The sequence below is a fragment of the Pedobacter steynii genome (genome assembly GCF_001721645.1).
Taxonomy (GTDB): Bacteria; Bacteroidota; Bacteroidia; order Sphingobacteriales; family Sphingobacteriaceae; genus Pedobacter; species Pedobacter steynii_A.
In genome coordinates this window covers 3,332,809-3,347,885 of record NZ_CP017141.1, presented here as the reverse complement: position 1 = coordinate 3,347,885, position 15,077 = coordinate 3,332,809, and the positions used below count along the sequence as shown (strand labels likewise).

At 40.5% G+C, this 15,077-nt stretch carries 14 protein-coding genes; 4 read left to right on the top strand and 10 right to left on the bottom strand.

What is annotated here, in order from left to right; translation table 11 throughout:
- The 7 genes from BFS30_RS14005 to ubiE form a co-directional block, all read right to left on the bottom strand.
- A complete protein-coding gene (locus BFS30_RS14005; protein WP_069379849.1) occupies positions 1-882 on the bottom strand; it encodes an NAD kinase in 882 nt (293 codons plus the stop codon).
- A gap of 9 nt (positions 883-891) precedes the next feature.
- Entirely contained in the window at positions 892-1,554 is a 663-nt protein-coding gene (locus tag BFS30_RS14000) for a CBS domain-containing protein (protein WP_069379848.1), read from the bottom strand.
- Entirely contained in the window at positions 1,554-2,318 is a 765-nt protein-coding gene (locus BFS30_RS13995) for an alpha/beta fold hydrolase (RefSeq protein ID WP_069379847.1), read from the bottom strand. The genes BFS30_RS14000 and BFS30_RS13995 overlap by 1 nt, the downstream gene beginning before the upstream one ends.
- 115 nt (positions 2,319-2,433) lie before the next feature.
- On the bottom strand, positions 2,434-2,880 hold the full coding sequence (locus BFS30_RS13990; RefSeq protein ID WP_069379846.1) for a GatB/YqeY domain-containing protein: 447 nt from the start codon (positions 2,878-2,880) through the stop codon (positions 2,434-2,436).
- 21 nt (positions 2,881-2,901) lie between these two features.
- On the bottom strand, positions 2,902-3,657 hold the full coding sequence (locus BFS30_RS13985) for an SDR family NAD(P)-dependent oxidoreductase (protein ID WP_069379845.1): 756 nt from the start codon (positions 3,655-3,657) through the stop codon (positions 2,902-2,904).
- A gap of 99 nt (positions 3,658-3,756) precedes the next feature.
- The gene (locus tag BFS30_RS13980) at positions 3,757-4,521 is read right to left on the bottom strand and encodes an outer membrane beta-barrel protein (RefSeq protein WP_069379844.1); all 765 of its coding nucleotides are present in this window, start codon (positions 4,519-4,521) and stop codon (positions 3,757-3,759) included.
- Between the two features lie 38 nt (positions 4,522-4,559).
- A complete protein-coding gene (gene ubiE, locus BFS30_RS13975) occupies positions 4,560-5,291 on the bottom strand; it encodes a bifunctional demethylmenaquinone methyltransferase/2-methoxy-6-polyprenyl-1,4-benzoquinol methylase UbiE (protein ID WP_069379843.1) in 732 nt (243 codons plus the stop codon).
- A 52-nt stretch (positions 5,292-5,343) separates the two neighbouring features.
- On the opposite strand from ubiE, the gene yihA reads away from it, so the two are divergent.
- Positions 5,344-5,973 (top strand): ribosome biogenesis GTP-binding protein YihA/YsxC, encoded by a 630-nt coding sequence (gene yihA / locus BFS30_RS13970; protein ID WP_069379842.1) that lies wholly within the window; start codon positions 5,344-5,346, stop codon positions 5,971-5,973.
- Positions 5,974-5,986: 13 nt separating this feature from the next.
- Positions 5,987-6,856 carry a UbiA-like polyprenyltransferase gene (locus tag BFS30_RS13965; protein WP_069379841.1) on the top strand — a complete coding sequence of 290 codons (870 nt, stop codon included), beginning with the start codon at positions 5,987-5,989 and terminating at the stop codon, positions 6,854-6,856.
- A 60-nt stretch (positions 6,857-6,916) separates the two neighbouring features.
- On the opposite strand, the gene BFS30_RS13960 is transcribed toward BFS30_RS13965, so the two are convergent.
- Positions 6,917-9,313 carry a TonB-dependent receptor gene (locus tag BFS30_RS13960; protein WP_069379840.1) on the bottom strand — a complete coding sequence of 799 codons (2,397 nt, stop codon included), beginning with the start codon at positions 9,311-9,313 and terminating at the stop codon, positions 6,917-6,919.
- Between the two features lie 211 nt (positions 9,314-9,524).
- Between BFS30_RS13960 and BFS30_RS13955 the strand changes: the two genes are divergently transcribed.
- Complete coding sequence (locus BFS30_RS13955; RefSeq protein ID WP_069379839.1) at positions 9,525-11,240, top strand: M3 family oligoendopeptidase; 1,716 nt, start codon at positions 9,525-9,527, stop codon at positions 11,238-11,240.
- Positions 11,241-11,297: 57 nt separating this feature from the next.
- A complete protein-coding gene (locus tag BFS30_RS13950) occupies positions 11,298-13,253 on the top strand; it encodes an amino acid permease (protein WP_069379838.1) in 1,956 nt (651 codons plus the stop codon).
- 551 nt (positions 13,254-13,804) lie between these two features.
- Here the strand turns inward: BFS30_RS13950 and BFS30_RS13945 are convergent.
- A complete protein-coding gene (locus tag BFS30_RS13945) occupies positions 13,805-14,554 on the bottom strand; it encodes a DUF1223 domain-containing protein (protein ID WP_069379837.1) in 750 nt (249 codons plus the stop codon).
- Entirely contained in the window at positions 14,551-15,027 is a 477-nt protein-coding gene (locus tag BFS30_RS13940; RefSeq protein WP_083252047.1) for a hypothetical protein, read from the bottom strand. Before BFS30_RS13940 ends, BFS30_RS13945 begins: the two co-directional genes overlap by 4 nt.
- Positions 15,028-15,077 lie beyond the last annotated feature (50 nt).

The window sequence follows — 15,077 nt, the reverse complement described above, 5'->3', positions numbered from 1 at the left end:
TTAATAGTTACGGGTATCAATACCCCAAAGTAATTTATTTCTTAACGTAGTCAGGTAACTTTCATTGTTCAGCCTGATCAGATTTACATGAAATGCTGCTTTATTCAGGGTAAGTTTTACAGAACGGTCTACTGTTTCTGTTCTCGAATCACAGGAAACCAGGAATTTTGCACTTCTGGCTTCCACCTCAAAAGTTAGAGAGACATCATCCGGAATGATCACAGGTCTTACATTCAGGTTATGCGGCGCAATCGGAGTGATCACAAAATTTTGTGAACTCGGATAAATGATCGGACCACCGCAGCTTAGGGAATAAGCCGTCGAGCCCGTAGGCGTAGCAATAATCAACCCGTCTGCCCAATAAGAATTCACAAATTCATTGTTCATATAAGCATGGATAATCATCATCGCTGACTTATCTCTTCTATGAATAGTGATGTCATTTAAAGCAAAATTTTCCTCTCCAAATAAGTCAAATTTTGACTCCAGACTAAGTAAAGTCCTTTTATCCAGGGAGTATTCTTTATTACGTAGTGCTTCAATGGCAATACGGATTTCATCTTTATTGATACTCGCCAAAAAACCAAGTCGACCGAAGTTGATTCCAATCACCGGGATACCCGAATCACGGATCAGCGACAAAGTATCCAGCAAAGTACCATCCCCCCCTAAGCTGATCAGCACATCTGCCTGACCAACCAATTCAGTATGGTTATTAAAAACAACAATGCCCTCAGGCAGTTTAATTTTATCTTTTATAAAGTCAAGGTAATCTTTGGAAACAAGAATGGGCGCTTTTGACTCGCCCAGAACATTGAATACTTCCTGTACATATGGTAAAACGCTATTATTGAACTCTCTACCGTAAATTGCAGTTCTCATTTATGGGTTTTATACGTTTAAATAATTCATAAATGAATTATATCTGTCTTCGGTACCATTATCTGAAATGGTGCTGTTAAACACAGCTTTTACCTGGTAATTGTACCGCTCAAAAGAGGCGATAATTCCCGACAACTCAGTTTTATTGATTTTTAAGGTAACTTCTAATTTTGTAGAATCAGGAAAAGACTGCACATAAGAAGAAAGGATCTGCGCATTATCGGCTTCCACAATCTGTGCCATGTGAGAAAGAGAATTATTCCGGTTACTGATTTCCAGTACAATAATCCCTCCCGGCTCTTTTACCGCGTAAATGTCGGCGGTATATTCCAATAAATTATTTATAGAAATTAATCCTAAATAGTTCTTTTTATAATCCAGCACTGGAACTACCGATAAGTGTAATTGATGAAAAAGCCTGATGATGTCATAGATATGCGCATCTTCATACACAAAAGGGTTTAAAATAGACAAAGGCAAACTGCCGATTGCCTGTTCTGTATCCCTTACTTCAATCAGTTCTTCTTCGGCCAGCAGCCCCAGAAACTGGGTCTCATTTACAATGGGTAAATGGTATAATTTGAACTCAGTCATCCGCTCCAAAGCCTTCTGAACCGAGTCCGAAGTCTTTAGCGGGGGAATTGAATTTGATATGAGTTCAGATGCAAACATTATTTAAGTAATATTCTATTTAAAAATTTCTCCAGGTATTCATTAAACACTTCCGGACGCTCCATCATCGGTGCATGTCCACATTTATCAACCCAATTCAACTCTGAGTTGGGCAACAACTCGTGAAATTCTTCCGCCACCTCAGGAGGGGTTACCTTATCCTGTTTTCCCCAGATTAAAGACACCGGGATGGTAATTCTGGACAGGTCTTTCGACATATTGTGGCGGATAGCCGACTTGGCTAAGGCCAGGATCCTGATTACCCTGGAGCGGTCATTCACACTTTTATATACTTCATCTACCAACTCCTTGGTAGCAATTGCCGGGTCATAAAAAGTAAACGCTACCTTTTCCCTAATATAATCATAACTCTCTCTTCTTGGAAATGAACCGCCAAAAGCGTTTTCATAAAGGCCGGAACTTCCTGTTAATACCAGGGCTTTAACATTTTCCTGATGGGAAGTAGTAAATACAAGACCTACATGTCCTCCCAATGAATTACCGATTAAAACAACCTGATTTAGTTTCTTATGTTTTAAAAATCTGTTTATATATTTTGATAAACTCTTTACACCTAATGTAAGTATAGGGAGTTCATAAATTGGTAAAATGGGTACCATAACATGATAATTAGCTTTAAAATGATCAATTACCGGTTCCCAATTGCTCAACTCTCCCATCAAACCATGAAGTAATACCAGGGGTTCTCCTTTTCCAGCCTCAATATATTTAAACCCGTCTTCGTCTATTACTTCGTATTTCATATTTTGTGTTAAGTAAGGTAATGCTACTAAGTTAGTGGAGTAAATTAAATTTAATGTAATTTAAAACATTAATTTTTCGAAAAAAGGTTTAAACACATAAATTTTCAAGCATATTCTATGCCAATTGCGCTTTCACGATCTCCGCAATCAGTTTTCCGTCCGCTTTACCCGCAAGTTCCTTGTTCGCAAGCCCCATTACTTTACCCATTTCTTTCACCGATGCGGCACCGGAATCTTTGATGATCTGAGCAATAATACTTTCAATTTCTGCCTGATCCAATTGCTTTGGCATAAAACTACTGATCACCTCGATTTCTTCTTCTTCAATGATGCTCAGGTCTTCGCGCCCCTGCTGTTTATAGATATCTGCAGATTCCCTACGTTGTTTTACCAGCTTTTGCAGGATTCTGGATTCCGTTTCTTCAGTAATCTCTTCACTTGATCCTTTTTCTGTCTTCGCCAGTAATAATGCTGCTTTAATTGCTCTTAAACCCCTTAACTGCGCCTGATCTTTAGCCAGCATCGCTTTTTTAATTTCCTGATCTATTGTAGTTGATATCATATTCTGTTTCAGTTAAATCTTTTAATTTCTTTTAATGATGGCTCCCGTAGCCTGAGCTGTAGGCATGATCAGCATATCGTTAATGTTGACATGTGCCGGTCTGCTGACCACAAACCAGATGGCTTCAGCGATATCATTGGCTACCAGTGGCTCTAAGCCATCATACACTTTCTTCGCCCTTCCTTCATCACCCTTAAAACGGACTTTAGAGAATTCTGTTTCTACCATTCCGGGATTGATGGCAGTCACTTTTATACCATGAGGCAAAAGATCTATGCGCATACCTTTATTCAGGGCATCCACTGCATGCTTTGTTGCACAGTAAACATTTCCATTGGGATAAACCTCCTGCCCGGCGATAGAACCAATATTGATGATATGACCGGACTTCCGGCTGATCATCCAGTTGGAGACAATCTTAGTCACATAAAGCAAGCCTTTAACATTAGTATCAATCATCGTATCCCAGTCGGTAACGCTGCCTTTATCTATAGGATCTAAACCCTGACTCAGCCCGGCGTTATTAATGAGTACATCCACCTGTTTCCATTGGGCAGGTAAAGTCTCCAATCCATAAGAAAGATCATCATGAACCCTGACATCAGCAACAATCGCTTTTGTTTCTATAGCGTATTTATCTTCCAGACGTTTAGCAACGTCTTTTAGCAAATTCTCTCTTCTTGCAACCAAAATTAAGTGATAACCTTGTGCAGCAAATAAATCTGCGCAGGCTTCTCCAATTCCTGAAGTTGCTCCTGTAATTAATGCAGTTTTCATTTAGTATATAATTATTCTTTAACGGTCTGTTTAAAAATATCCCCGACCTGTTGATGATGGCAATGTCCTAACAAAACTAAAACTTTTTTTCCAGTCAGCTCATTCGAAAAATAAACTGAATGTCACATGTCGTAACATTAACTTATCAATCGGTGTAGAAAACACATGTGGTGCTTCATTTTTCTTCAAACTCTCAAAGGAATAAGACAATTTGATCTCCGGCGACATTTTGAAATACTCGAAATACAAGTCCATCCCCAGCCCGGCTTCATAGGAAAGAAAGTTCCGGCGGTTGTTTACAAACTTATCCATCTCCGACAGTGGTTCATTATTGGTCTTTTTCTTGGAAGAAATGTCGGCTGTAAACTTAACTCCGCCCATCATGTATGCCCTGAAATTGTTCCTTCTATTGGATTTGATTTTAAGGCTCACTGGAAACTCTACCACGGTGGTTTCCAACTTTTTCTGCACATCTTGAGCTACTTGTCCGGAGTTGCTGTTTCCGAAAGCTTCTTCAAAACGATAATTTAAAAGGCGGTCATTAAAAACCAGTATCGGTGTTAAGCGAATGTCTACATTATCATGTACTTTCTGATTTACAACAAACCCAATCCCGAAGCCGGAAGATGGCTTAGACGAAATAGAACTAAGCCCCCGAGGGTAATTAGATGGAATACCTGCCTCAAATCCCGCATCAATCGTTTTCCAGTCCTTTGTTTTTAAAATCTTATATTCTGAAGAAACGTACTGAAAAGTAAATCCAAAATGCAGATTGTTATCATCAATACCTCCGCCCCAATTCTGAGCTTTCACTGTCGTAACAGCAAACCAGCACATCAAAGGAAGCAGCAGTTTCAGTTTCATATAGGGAATTGAGCTAGTGTAGCCTGTTATTTTCTAATTTATTTTGTTCCGGTATAAATCGCACAAATGCCGAATGTTAACCTGATGTCCTTAGCATTTTTAAAACCAACCTTTGTCAGCATGGCGTTAAACGCATCTCCATCGGGAAATGCGGCAACTGACTCCGGTAAATAAGTATAGGCAGTCGCATCTTTGGAAAATGTTCTTCCAAAAAATGGGGTCACATGGTTGAAATAAAAGTTATATCCCTGTTTAACGGGAAATTTTCTCGGTTTTGAAAACTCAAGAATTACGATTTTTCCACCTGGTTTAAGCACCCGGTACATATCTCTGATTCCTTTTTCCAGGTTCTCATAATTTCTGACCCCGAAAGCAACCGTCACGGCATCAAAATGATTGTCGTCGAAATGTAAACCTTCAGAATCACCCATCTGAACGGAAAAAATAGGGTGCAAATTCCGGTCATTGATCTTTTTACGGGCCACTTCCAGCATCCCCTCAGAAATATCTACCCCGATTACTTTCTCAGGTTTAAGAATTTTAATCGCCTCAAAAGCAAAGTCTCCCGTTCCGGTTGCTACATCCAGCATCAATCGGGGCTTGATGGACTTCAGTTCGCCAATTGCCCTTTTACGCCATAGAATATCGATTCCCAGCGACATAAAGTGGTTTAAAAAATCATATGTTCCTGATATCTTATCAAACATTGAGGCTACCTGTTCCTTTTTAGGAGCTGTTGCAGAGTGGGAGGTGGAGATATTTTCGTTCATAGTAAGCTGCAAAGATAAGTATTGTTGAAAACTAATTTTCTACCTTTGTCAAATGATTATAAAATCAGCAACATTTATTTGTAGCAATACAAAGATTTCGGCTTTGCCGATAGCCAATATGCCTGAGTATGCATTTATCGGACGTTCCAACGTTGGAAAATCCTCCCTCATTAACATGCTTGTAAATCAACATGGCCTGGCAAAAACATCCCAGAAACCTGGAAAGACCCAGTTAATCAATCATTTTCTAATCAACGAGAAATGGTATATCGTAGATTTACCTGGATATGGATATGCAAAAGTTTCTAAAAGCAGCAGGGAAAACTGGGAGAAATTCATCCGTAACTATATTACTAAAAGAGAAAGCCTGCAATGCGTTTTCGTATTGATAGATAGCCGGCTGGAACCTCAAAAGATAGATCTTGAGTTTTGCTGCTGGATGGGAGAAATTCAAATTCCTTTCGTATTGGCCTTTACAAAAGCAGATAAGCAGTCAACCACAAAGACAGATCAGAATGTGGCGGCTTTTAAAAAAGCACTGGGTGGATGGTTTGAAGAGATTCCGCCTTCCTTTGTCACTTCTGCTGAAAAGAGTGTAGGTAGAGATCAGATCCTGGACTTTATTGACCAGGTGAATCTTGATTTCGCAATGCCTGTGTTAACACCTAAAACAGATTTTTAATATATCCGTTTTTATGAAGAAGTATTTTTCACTGGTCCTGTTTGCCCATTCCATTTTTGCACTTCCTTTCGCAATGATTGGTTTCTTTCTGGGTGTAACGACGACTTCCAATCCTTTTAACTGGATGTTATTGGTGGCTGTCCTGCTCTGTATGGTCTTTGCCCGCAATGCAGCTATGGCATTTAACAGATACCTGGACAGAAATATTGATGCAAAGAATCCACGCACCCAGATGCGCGACATTCCGGCGGGAAAGGTTTCGGCAAATGAAGCCTTAATCTTTGTCATCATTAACTGCATCCTGTTTATTGCCACTACTGCATTTATCAACAAGCTTTGTTTTTATTTATCGCCGGTTGCCTTATTTGTCGTCTTATTCTATAGCTATACCAAAAGATTTACGGCACTGTGCCATCTGGTACTGGGTCTTGGTTTGTCCCTTGCCCCCATTGGTGCTTATATTGCTGTAACGGGCGCATTCCATATCGTTCCGGTGCTGTATTCCTTTGCCGTATTATTCTGGGTAAGTGGTTTCGATATTATTTATGCCTTGCAGGACGAGGAGTTCGACAGAGAGGAAAAGCTGCATTCTATTCCAGCTGCTTTAGGTATCAGAAATGCGTTGAGGTTATCAGTAGCATTACATGTCTTTTCGGCTTTATGTGTAATCCTGCCTATATTTTTTACCCCTCACAATTTTAGCTGGTTTTACTATGTAGGAGTTGCATTCTTCTGCATCATGTTAATTTATCAGCATTTACTGGTAAAACCAAATGACATCAGTAAAGTCAATAAAGCTTTTGCTACAACAAATGGTTTTGCTTCCGTTGTTTTTGCCCTTTGCTTTCTGGCAGATGTGCTATTCAGAACGGTATTGCACTAAAACATAATAACCAGGTACCTGCGGTATGGATTAACCCATAGCAGGCACCTGGTTTTCAGGTTAAAATTTGTAGGTAAGGCTACCTATTATATTTCTTAACCTTTGCGGATTTACAGTCGTATAACCGATCCAATATTTTTTATCTGTGAGGTTGTCTACTTTAAGACCAAGCCTGAATTTTGGATGATCGTAAAAAGCACTGGCATTAAGAATGGTATAGGCCGGCAGGATAAATACACCATAAGCCCTGCTATTTAACACTTTATTATCACTCGCATAGTTTCCTCCAACGCCAAAGCCCAGGCCCTTAATAAAATTATCTGGCAGGTGATAGTTTAACCAAAGGTTTGCCGTGTACGGAGAAGCTGCAGTTCCGGGACGAAGCCCCTCTACATCCGGATCCTGAACTTTTACAAGTTTCGAATCATTATAAGTAAATCCGGCAATAATATTCAGGCCTTTTGCCGGATTGGCAACTAATTCTGCCTCAAACCCTTTACTTGTCTGAGTTCCATCCTGAATCTTTAGGTTTGAATTCTCGCCTGTTCCTCCCTGGTAGGGTCTGACCATATCTTCTACCTTAATGTCGTAATAGCTTAAGGTTCCACTAAGTTTTCCATCAAATAAATCCATCTTTATCCCACCCTCTATCTGGTTCGCCTGTTCGGGTTTAAGTGCTTTTGATTCGAAATTGGTTCCCGGAACATTGGTAAAACCATTCTGATAATTTGCAAACAGAGAAAGCTGATCTTTTAAGACCTGATAAACCAATCCGAATTTAGGTGCGAACTGAGTCTGTTTATACGGCTCACTCCTTTGTTTCCCCTGCCGGTCATAACTTCCTTTATGTTCAAAGCGATCTACCCGGATTGCTGCCAAAGCCATGAACTGATCAGTAATATTAAAGACGTCAGAAATATAGGCACTATAGGTATTGGTTTTGTAGATATCGGGATAGGTAGTTTTATCTTTTCCGTACACAGCTTCCATATTCGTTCTGTTAAAACTATCGTAGGCAGGTCCGGAAGTAACTCCCGCTGAAAGCTCGTCATATTTAGCACTATAGAAAAGTTGATCTGAATTGATCCGGAGAAAATCCAGACCAACTACAAACCTGTTTCTATGTCCGCCAATATGAAAATCAGCATTGAAGTTTTGCTGAATCTCCAATACGTTCATCTTACTGTTCATCGTAGACTGGTCCTCACGTGAAAGCAGGTTTCCAGGCATCAGATAAAAATATGGAGAGAACCCGTTGGAGTAGCTTTTGGTATAAGTAATATTGGTTTGCGATGTCCAGGAGTCCGAAAACTTGTACTCCATATTACCAAACAGGTTGGTGTTTCTGGATTGCTGAGTCAGGTCATTGGAGAAATAAGACTTTTTGTAGTCAACACTCAGTTGATCTGCACGATCTACGCCAAGTGCTGCGACCGATTGCTGATAAGGGAAAAAGAAAATCTGTTTACCTGTATTTTTGCCACTAAAAATCTCTGCATCGAAGAGAAATGACAAGCGGTCATTGGCTTTATAGGACAGGCTTGGTGCAAGAACAAAGCCCTTGTCAAATCCTCTGTCCTGAAACGAGCCCTCATAGTTATAGGCTGCATTTACACGGAACAACAGCGTCTTAGCCGTATCAAGGGGCGTATTAAAATCTACACTGACGCGGTTAAAATCATAACTTCCTGCGGCATAAGTTACCTCTCCTCCAATATGGTCATAAGGTTTCTTTGTAACTCTGTTGATCAGACCACCATAAGAAGTCAGGGCGTTTCCAAAAAGTGTTGCTGATGGCCCTTTTATAACCTCTATCCGCTCCAGATTCGCCGCATCAATTCTGCTGGTTACATTTCCTGCAATGCCATTTCTAAGTTTGCTTTGTGCAATGAAGCCTCTTAAATTATAGTAAGAGCCTCCATCTCCGCCACGTCCGGTAGCTTCCCACATCTTTTGTAAGCCCGGTGCATTTCTGGTGGCATCATCTATGGAAAAGGAAAGCTGATCGGCCATTAATTCTTTGGAAATAGAGGAATAAACCTGCGAATTTTCTAAATTTCTAAGCGGCATCTTTGATACATACTCACTCCTTTTCGTCGCATATTTATTGGTTTTGTTGCTATTGATATTGATCTCTTTTAACTGACCGGAATTCTCGGTAATGATAAAATCGACAGTCAGGTCTTCTCCCGGAAGCACTTTAATTGCCTTCTCTATCGGATTCGATCCTACCGCAGTAGCGCGTAAAGTGTAATTCCCTGGTTTAACCCGGGGAATGCTATAGCTACCGCTTTCATCACTAAGGTTACCCTGAGCTTTGTTTTTTAAACCTACGCTAATATAGGCCGCCGCCTGCCCATCTGAAGTTGTGATTTTCCCCTTTATTGTGGAAAATTGTTGCGCGCTTAATGTCATGCTGAAAAACAGCAGAAATAAGGAAAATAGAAGTTTATACATATCTTAATTAATTTAGATTATTTCTAAATAACCGCAAAGTAGCAGATGATTCTTTGGTAATCCAAATTATTTTGAATAATTCTTAATAGTGAGGATTTCTGACTGTCAGCCATCTTTGAAACCAAACTCAGACTATTTAATAAATCAATTGTCTTTCAGATTGCTGACGACCTCCCGGTTCGTTATATTTGTCTCATCTTAATTTAAAAAAATGATCAATCTCAATATACCTGCAAAACAAAGAGCTTATATCCCTCAAAACCTGGAAATGAAATGGGACAACCTGGAACCTATTCTGAATGAATTACTTTCGCGTCCTATAGAAAATGTTGCTGAACTGGAGAAATGGCTGAAAGATAAAAGTGAACTTGAAGCAGCCCTGGAGGAAGATTTTGCCTGGAGGTATATCAAGATGAGCTGTGATACCGCTAACGAAGAACTGGTCCAGTCTTTTCAATACTTCGCTACGGAAATTGAACCCAAGATCTCTCCTATTGCCAACCAGCTCAATCAAAAATTTAACGACAGCCCTTTTATCAATGAACTGGATCAGGAAAAATATTTCGTTTACATCAGAGCGATCAGGAAGGCAATAGAAATCTACCGCGAAGAGAATGTCGAACTGCTGACTAAACTACAGGTTACCCAACAAAGGTACCAGGGCATCACTGGTGCAATGAGTGTGGAGATCGGCGGACAGGAATACACACTGGAACAAGCTGCCAATTTTATTAAAGATACAGACAGGGCAATCAGACAACAAGCATGGGAAACCATCCAGAAACGCCGTATGGTAGATAAGGATGACCTAAACATGCTGTTTGATGAATTGGTAACCATGCGCCATCAGGTTGCATTAAATGCCGGTTTCGAAAATTACAGAGATTATATGTTCCAGGCCCTGGGCAGATTTGACTATACCCCGCAGGATTGTTATCATTTCCATGAGGCAATTGAGAAACAGGTAGTACCCATCTTAAAAGAGCAGGCACAAAAACGTGCCGAAGCTTTAGGAATTGACCTGCTTAAACCCTGGGATATGGAAGTAAGTACTACCGGTAAAGCGGCTCTAAAACCATTCAAAAATGGGTCGGAACTTATTGACAAGAGTATTGAGTGTTTTAATGCAATAGATCCGAAGCTTGGCCAAATGCTGGCTACCATGAAGGCAAATAACCTGTTTGATGTAGAAAGTAGGAAAGGTAAAGCACCTGGGGGATACAATTATCCCCTAGCGGAAACCGGGGCACCTTTTATTTTCATGAATTCCGCTAACTCGCTGAGGGATCTGACCACAATGGTTCATGAAGGTGGTCATGCGATACATACCTTCCTGACTGCTCAGCTGGAGCTGAACGATTTCAAACATTGCCCGTCTGAGGTTGCAGAACTGGCCTCTATGAGTATGGAATTGATCTCAATGGACAACTGGAACATCTATTTTGACAACGAAGAAGACTTACTTCGTGCAAAAAGAGAACAACTACAGGATGTGTTAAAAACCCTTCCCTGGGTAGCCGTTATTGACCAGTTCCAACATTGGATCTATACCAATCCAAGTCATAATGCCGCCGATAGAGAAGAGGCTTTCAAACAAATATATACCCGTTTCGGCGCCGGATTTGCCAATTGGGACGGCCAGGAAGCTGAATTTGGAAACTTATGGCAAAAACAATTGCACCTTTTCGAAGTTCCATTTTATTACATAGAATATGCGATCGCCCAGTTGGGAGCTATTGCGATCTGGAAGAATTACAAAGAAAATCCACAGAAAGCTTTAGAACAATATCTGGCAGCTCTTTCCTTAGGTTACACCAAACCTATCAATGAAATCTATGAGACCGCAGGAATTAAATTTGACTTTAGTCTGGGTTACATTCAGGAGCTGGCCTCATTTATTAAAGACGAATTACAGAAATTAGGTTAATAGTTTAGAAGTAAATTTATAAGTTTGAATAATACAAACTAACCTAACCAATATTCTATGTTTGAAAAACTCTTCAGAAAGAAATCTATTACCAAAATATTAGAAGATGCAGAAAAAGGCTATGGAGAACATGGAACTTCTTTACATAAAACCCTAGGGGTAAGGGACCTTACCGCCTTTGGGATTGCAGCAATTATTGGTGCGGGAATCTTTAGTACAATTGGAAAGGCCAGCGCAGATGGTGGACCAGCCGTGATATTTCTATTTATTTTCACTGCTGTTGCCTGTAGCTTTGCCGCATTTGCTTATGCAGAATTCGCGTCAATGGTTCCCGTATCTGGTAGTGCTTACACCTATTCTTACGTAGCCTTTGGCGAATTGGTGGCATGGATTATCGGATGGTCTCTCATTATGGAGTACTCTATCGGAAATATTACAGTGGCCATTTCCTGGTCGGATTATTTTACAGGCCTCCTCTCTTCCATACATATCCCCGCCCTGGGCATAAAAGGTATTCACGTACCGGATTGGGCCACAATGGACTATCTTTCAGCTTATAACGGACATAAACATGCAGAAGCATTGGTCAATGCCGGAAAAAGCTTCGCCAATCTTGATGAAGCAACCAGAATTGCAAATAATGCCTGGATCACCGCCCCGAAAATCGGAAGTTTTCATATTGTAGCCGATTTACCGGCATTGGCCATCATCATCTTTATTACCTGGCTGATCTACAGAGGGATGAAAGAATCCAGAAATGCAAGTAATGCAATGGTTGTGGTAAAACTTGCAGTGATATTGCTGGTACTTGCAGTCGGAATTTTCTATGTAGATACGGCAAACTGGAATCCTTTTGCACCCAACGGTATCTCAGGTGTCCTAAAAGGGGTTTCTGCAGTATTCTTTGCTTATATCGGATTTGATGCCATCTCCACCACTGCAGAAGAATGTAAAAATCCTCAAAGAGATCTTCCGAGGGGAATGATGTGGGCAATTATTATCTGTACACTCTTATACGTAGCGATTGCACTGGTGCTTACCGGTATTGTAAATTATAGCCTTTTAGCTGTCGGAGACCCTTTGGCATTCGTATTTGATCAGATCAATCTGAAGCTGATGAGTGGAATTATTGCAGTCAGTGCGGTATTTGCTATGGCAAGTGTCTTGCTGGTTTTCCAGATGGGGCAACCCAGAATCTGGATGAGCATGAGCCGTGATGGCCTATTGCCTAAATCTTTTTCTAAGATCCACCCTAAGTATCATACTCCCTCTTTTGCAACCATAGTAGTTGGTTTTGTAGTAGCCATTCCTTCATTATTCATGAACCTGACTATTGTAACCGATCTTTGCTCTATCGGAACCTTGTTTGCCTTTGTATTGGTTTGTGCCGGGGTGCTGGTATTGCAAAACAAGCCGAATATTCAAAGAGGTAAGTTTAAAACGCCTTATGTGAACTCAAAGTATATTGTTCCTGTGGTATTTATAGCCATGCTGATTGTAGGTTTCACTACTTATAAAAAGGAAACAAATGCATTTATCTTCAATACCCCAAAGGTATATGAACCTGTACATTTTATTACCTCACTGAATCCTTCGGAACTTGACCTGGTAAAGGGAGAAATCAAAAGAGGTTCAGTAAAAGTAAACCCTGCTGAAAATCTGGACGCCACAGCTTATCTCAATAGCTTATCTGCTGATCAGTACGAACGTTTTATGGATCAATCGACGGTAAGTGCGGAGAAGAAATATGAATCAGGCTGGGGCTTATTTAAACACAAAATTCCAATGTGGATCTTTCTGATCATCTGTCTGGTAATTATCTACTATTGCATCACTAAAAATTTATCTCTGATTCCGGTACTTGGACTCATCAGCTGCTTATACATGATGTGTGAGCTTGGTATTTCCAACTGGATCGGCTTTGGCATATGGCTGATTGTAGGTCTGGTGGTCTATTTCCTTTACGGTTACAGACACAGTAAACTAGGGCAACAAGGCTCACCTACTGTTTAACATCAAGATGTATTCAATAGAGGCCTCTGAATTTAATTCAGGGGCTTTTTTATGGAGATCATCGGTCGCCTTTCTATAGCGCCCGACATTCCTTAGGCGCAGGCGGATAACCGGAACACTCCAGGCATGTACCTCAGTTATACCAGGAACGTCTTATCGTACAAAAAGACGTTCCTGCTACGTTTCAGGTACGTCCATGGGACGTTCGGGTTAACTGTGCTAATCGAACACCGACAAACCAAGAATCAGGTAAGAGCACAAGAAATACTAATTCTTCTTTATCCTGGCCTTTTCTGAACCAAATCCTAGAATATTTCTCAATATATTATTTTTTTAGAAAATATATTTATACATTAGACTTATTGTAAATAATAAGATTAAAAAACGATGTTCCATATAAATCGACAGTAATGAGATTGGACATCCCTTAAAGTGCCCTCCTATAATTATCCCTATAATTGCTTGGTTAGATGACCAGCAATAAAGGCTCCTCCCCGGAGCCTTTTTTATTGATTCAGAATTTTCAGAGATCACTTTTATTCCATAGTTCCTCACAGAGAAATCTCTGTGGCGGAAATCACATTAAGATTTTTTTGATCCTGCAGGTAAACCAGGACATGAAGTCCCTTAGCATCGGTATCTTTAGGAAGATCCAGATTTAGACTACCTGAACGATCCAATATCGCCTCCGAATAAAAAGACCTTACCACATTAACGTGTTCTAATAATTTGCCTTTATTTTCGCCAGCCATAACCTGAACTGATTCCTGATTCTGCAATAGTGCAACCGATAAGAGATTTCCTTTAAGTGACTGCCCAAGGAGGTAATCCAGTGTCACCTGACCGTCTTTTATACGAACCTTATATTCCGTATCCGGTAACGTTACCTTCTTCCTCAGGAGCTTGTCAATTGCCCCTTTGATTTTATCTCCTTCAGATCCGACAAAAGCCTCTTTTCCATTAATGATTGCCTGAGGGGTATAAAGCCTGCCCTGGAAAAATACGCTGTACTTGTATTGCCGGCCAGAATATTTCGAATCGCTAAACTTATCCTTCCAACCCAGTTTATCCCAATAATCGACATGAAAAGCAAGGACGTAAACTGCTCTCCCCTGGTACTGCTGATGAATTTCTTTCAGGAGCTTTTCAGCTGGCGGACAGCTGGAACACCCTTCGGAAGTAAACAGTTCTACAACAGCAAAACCAGCATCAGCCGTTTTTTTCTTTTGCACGACCCCGTCCCCAGGCCCGTTGACCATACTCCAGATGATCATGGCAGTAAACAACCATAATAGTTTCATAACCCTAATTTTTTAGATGTAGTTTTATTCCGGTAAATCTCCCTGATCCCGATTGCCAGCGGCAAAGCAATAAAAACAACGAGAATTACCCAGCTTTTTAACACGCCGCTGATTGTAAAATGCGAAGTGTTAATCCTGCTCAATGGCACCACGCAGAGGTTCATCACGATCCAGATAAATGAACCATACAATAGACTGCTCAGCACAATATTTTTCCGAAGTAAGGATACCCGGGGATAAATAAAAAAGTAGAATAGGGTAAATGCCATGGCATTAAAATAGTGGAAGCCTACTCCCAGAATAACCGTAGCTGCTCCTCCCTTAAACGCTTCAGGCCCAAGAACTGCACTGGAGATATACTTAAATACCATGGTTGCATTACCTCTTGCCGATAAGAAAATCGCGGCAAGGCCATCCAGTGTACCTGCAATCAGGCCGAGAAAAATTACTTTTGTTCTATAGGTTTTCATCATCTTGTTTGGTTGAGCTTCTTAAAGAAGTAATATCAGTAAGCCCAACCCAT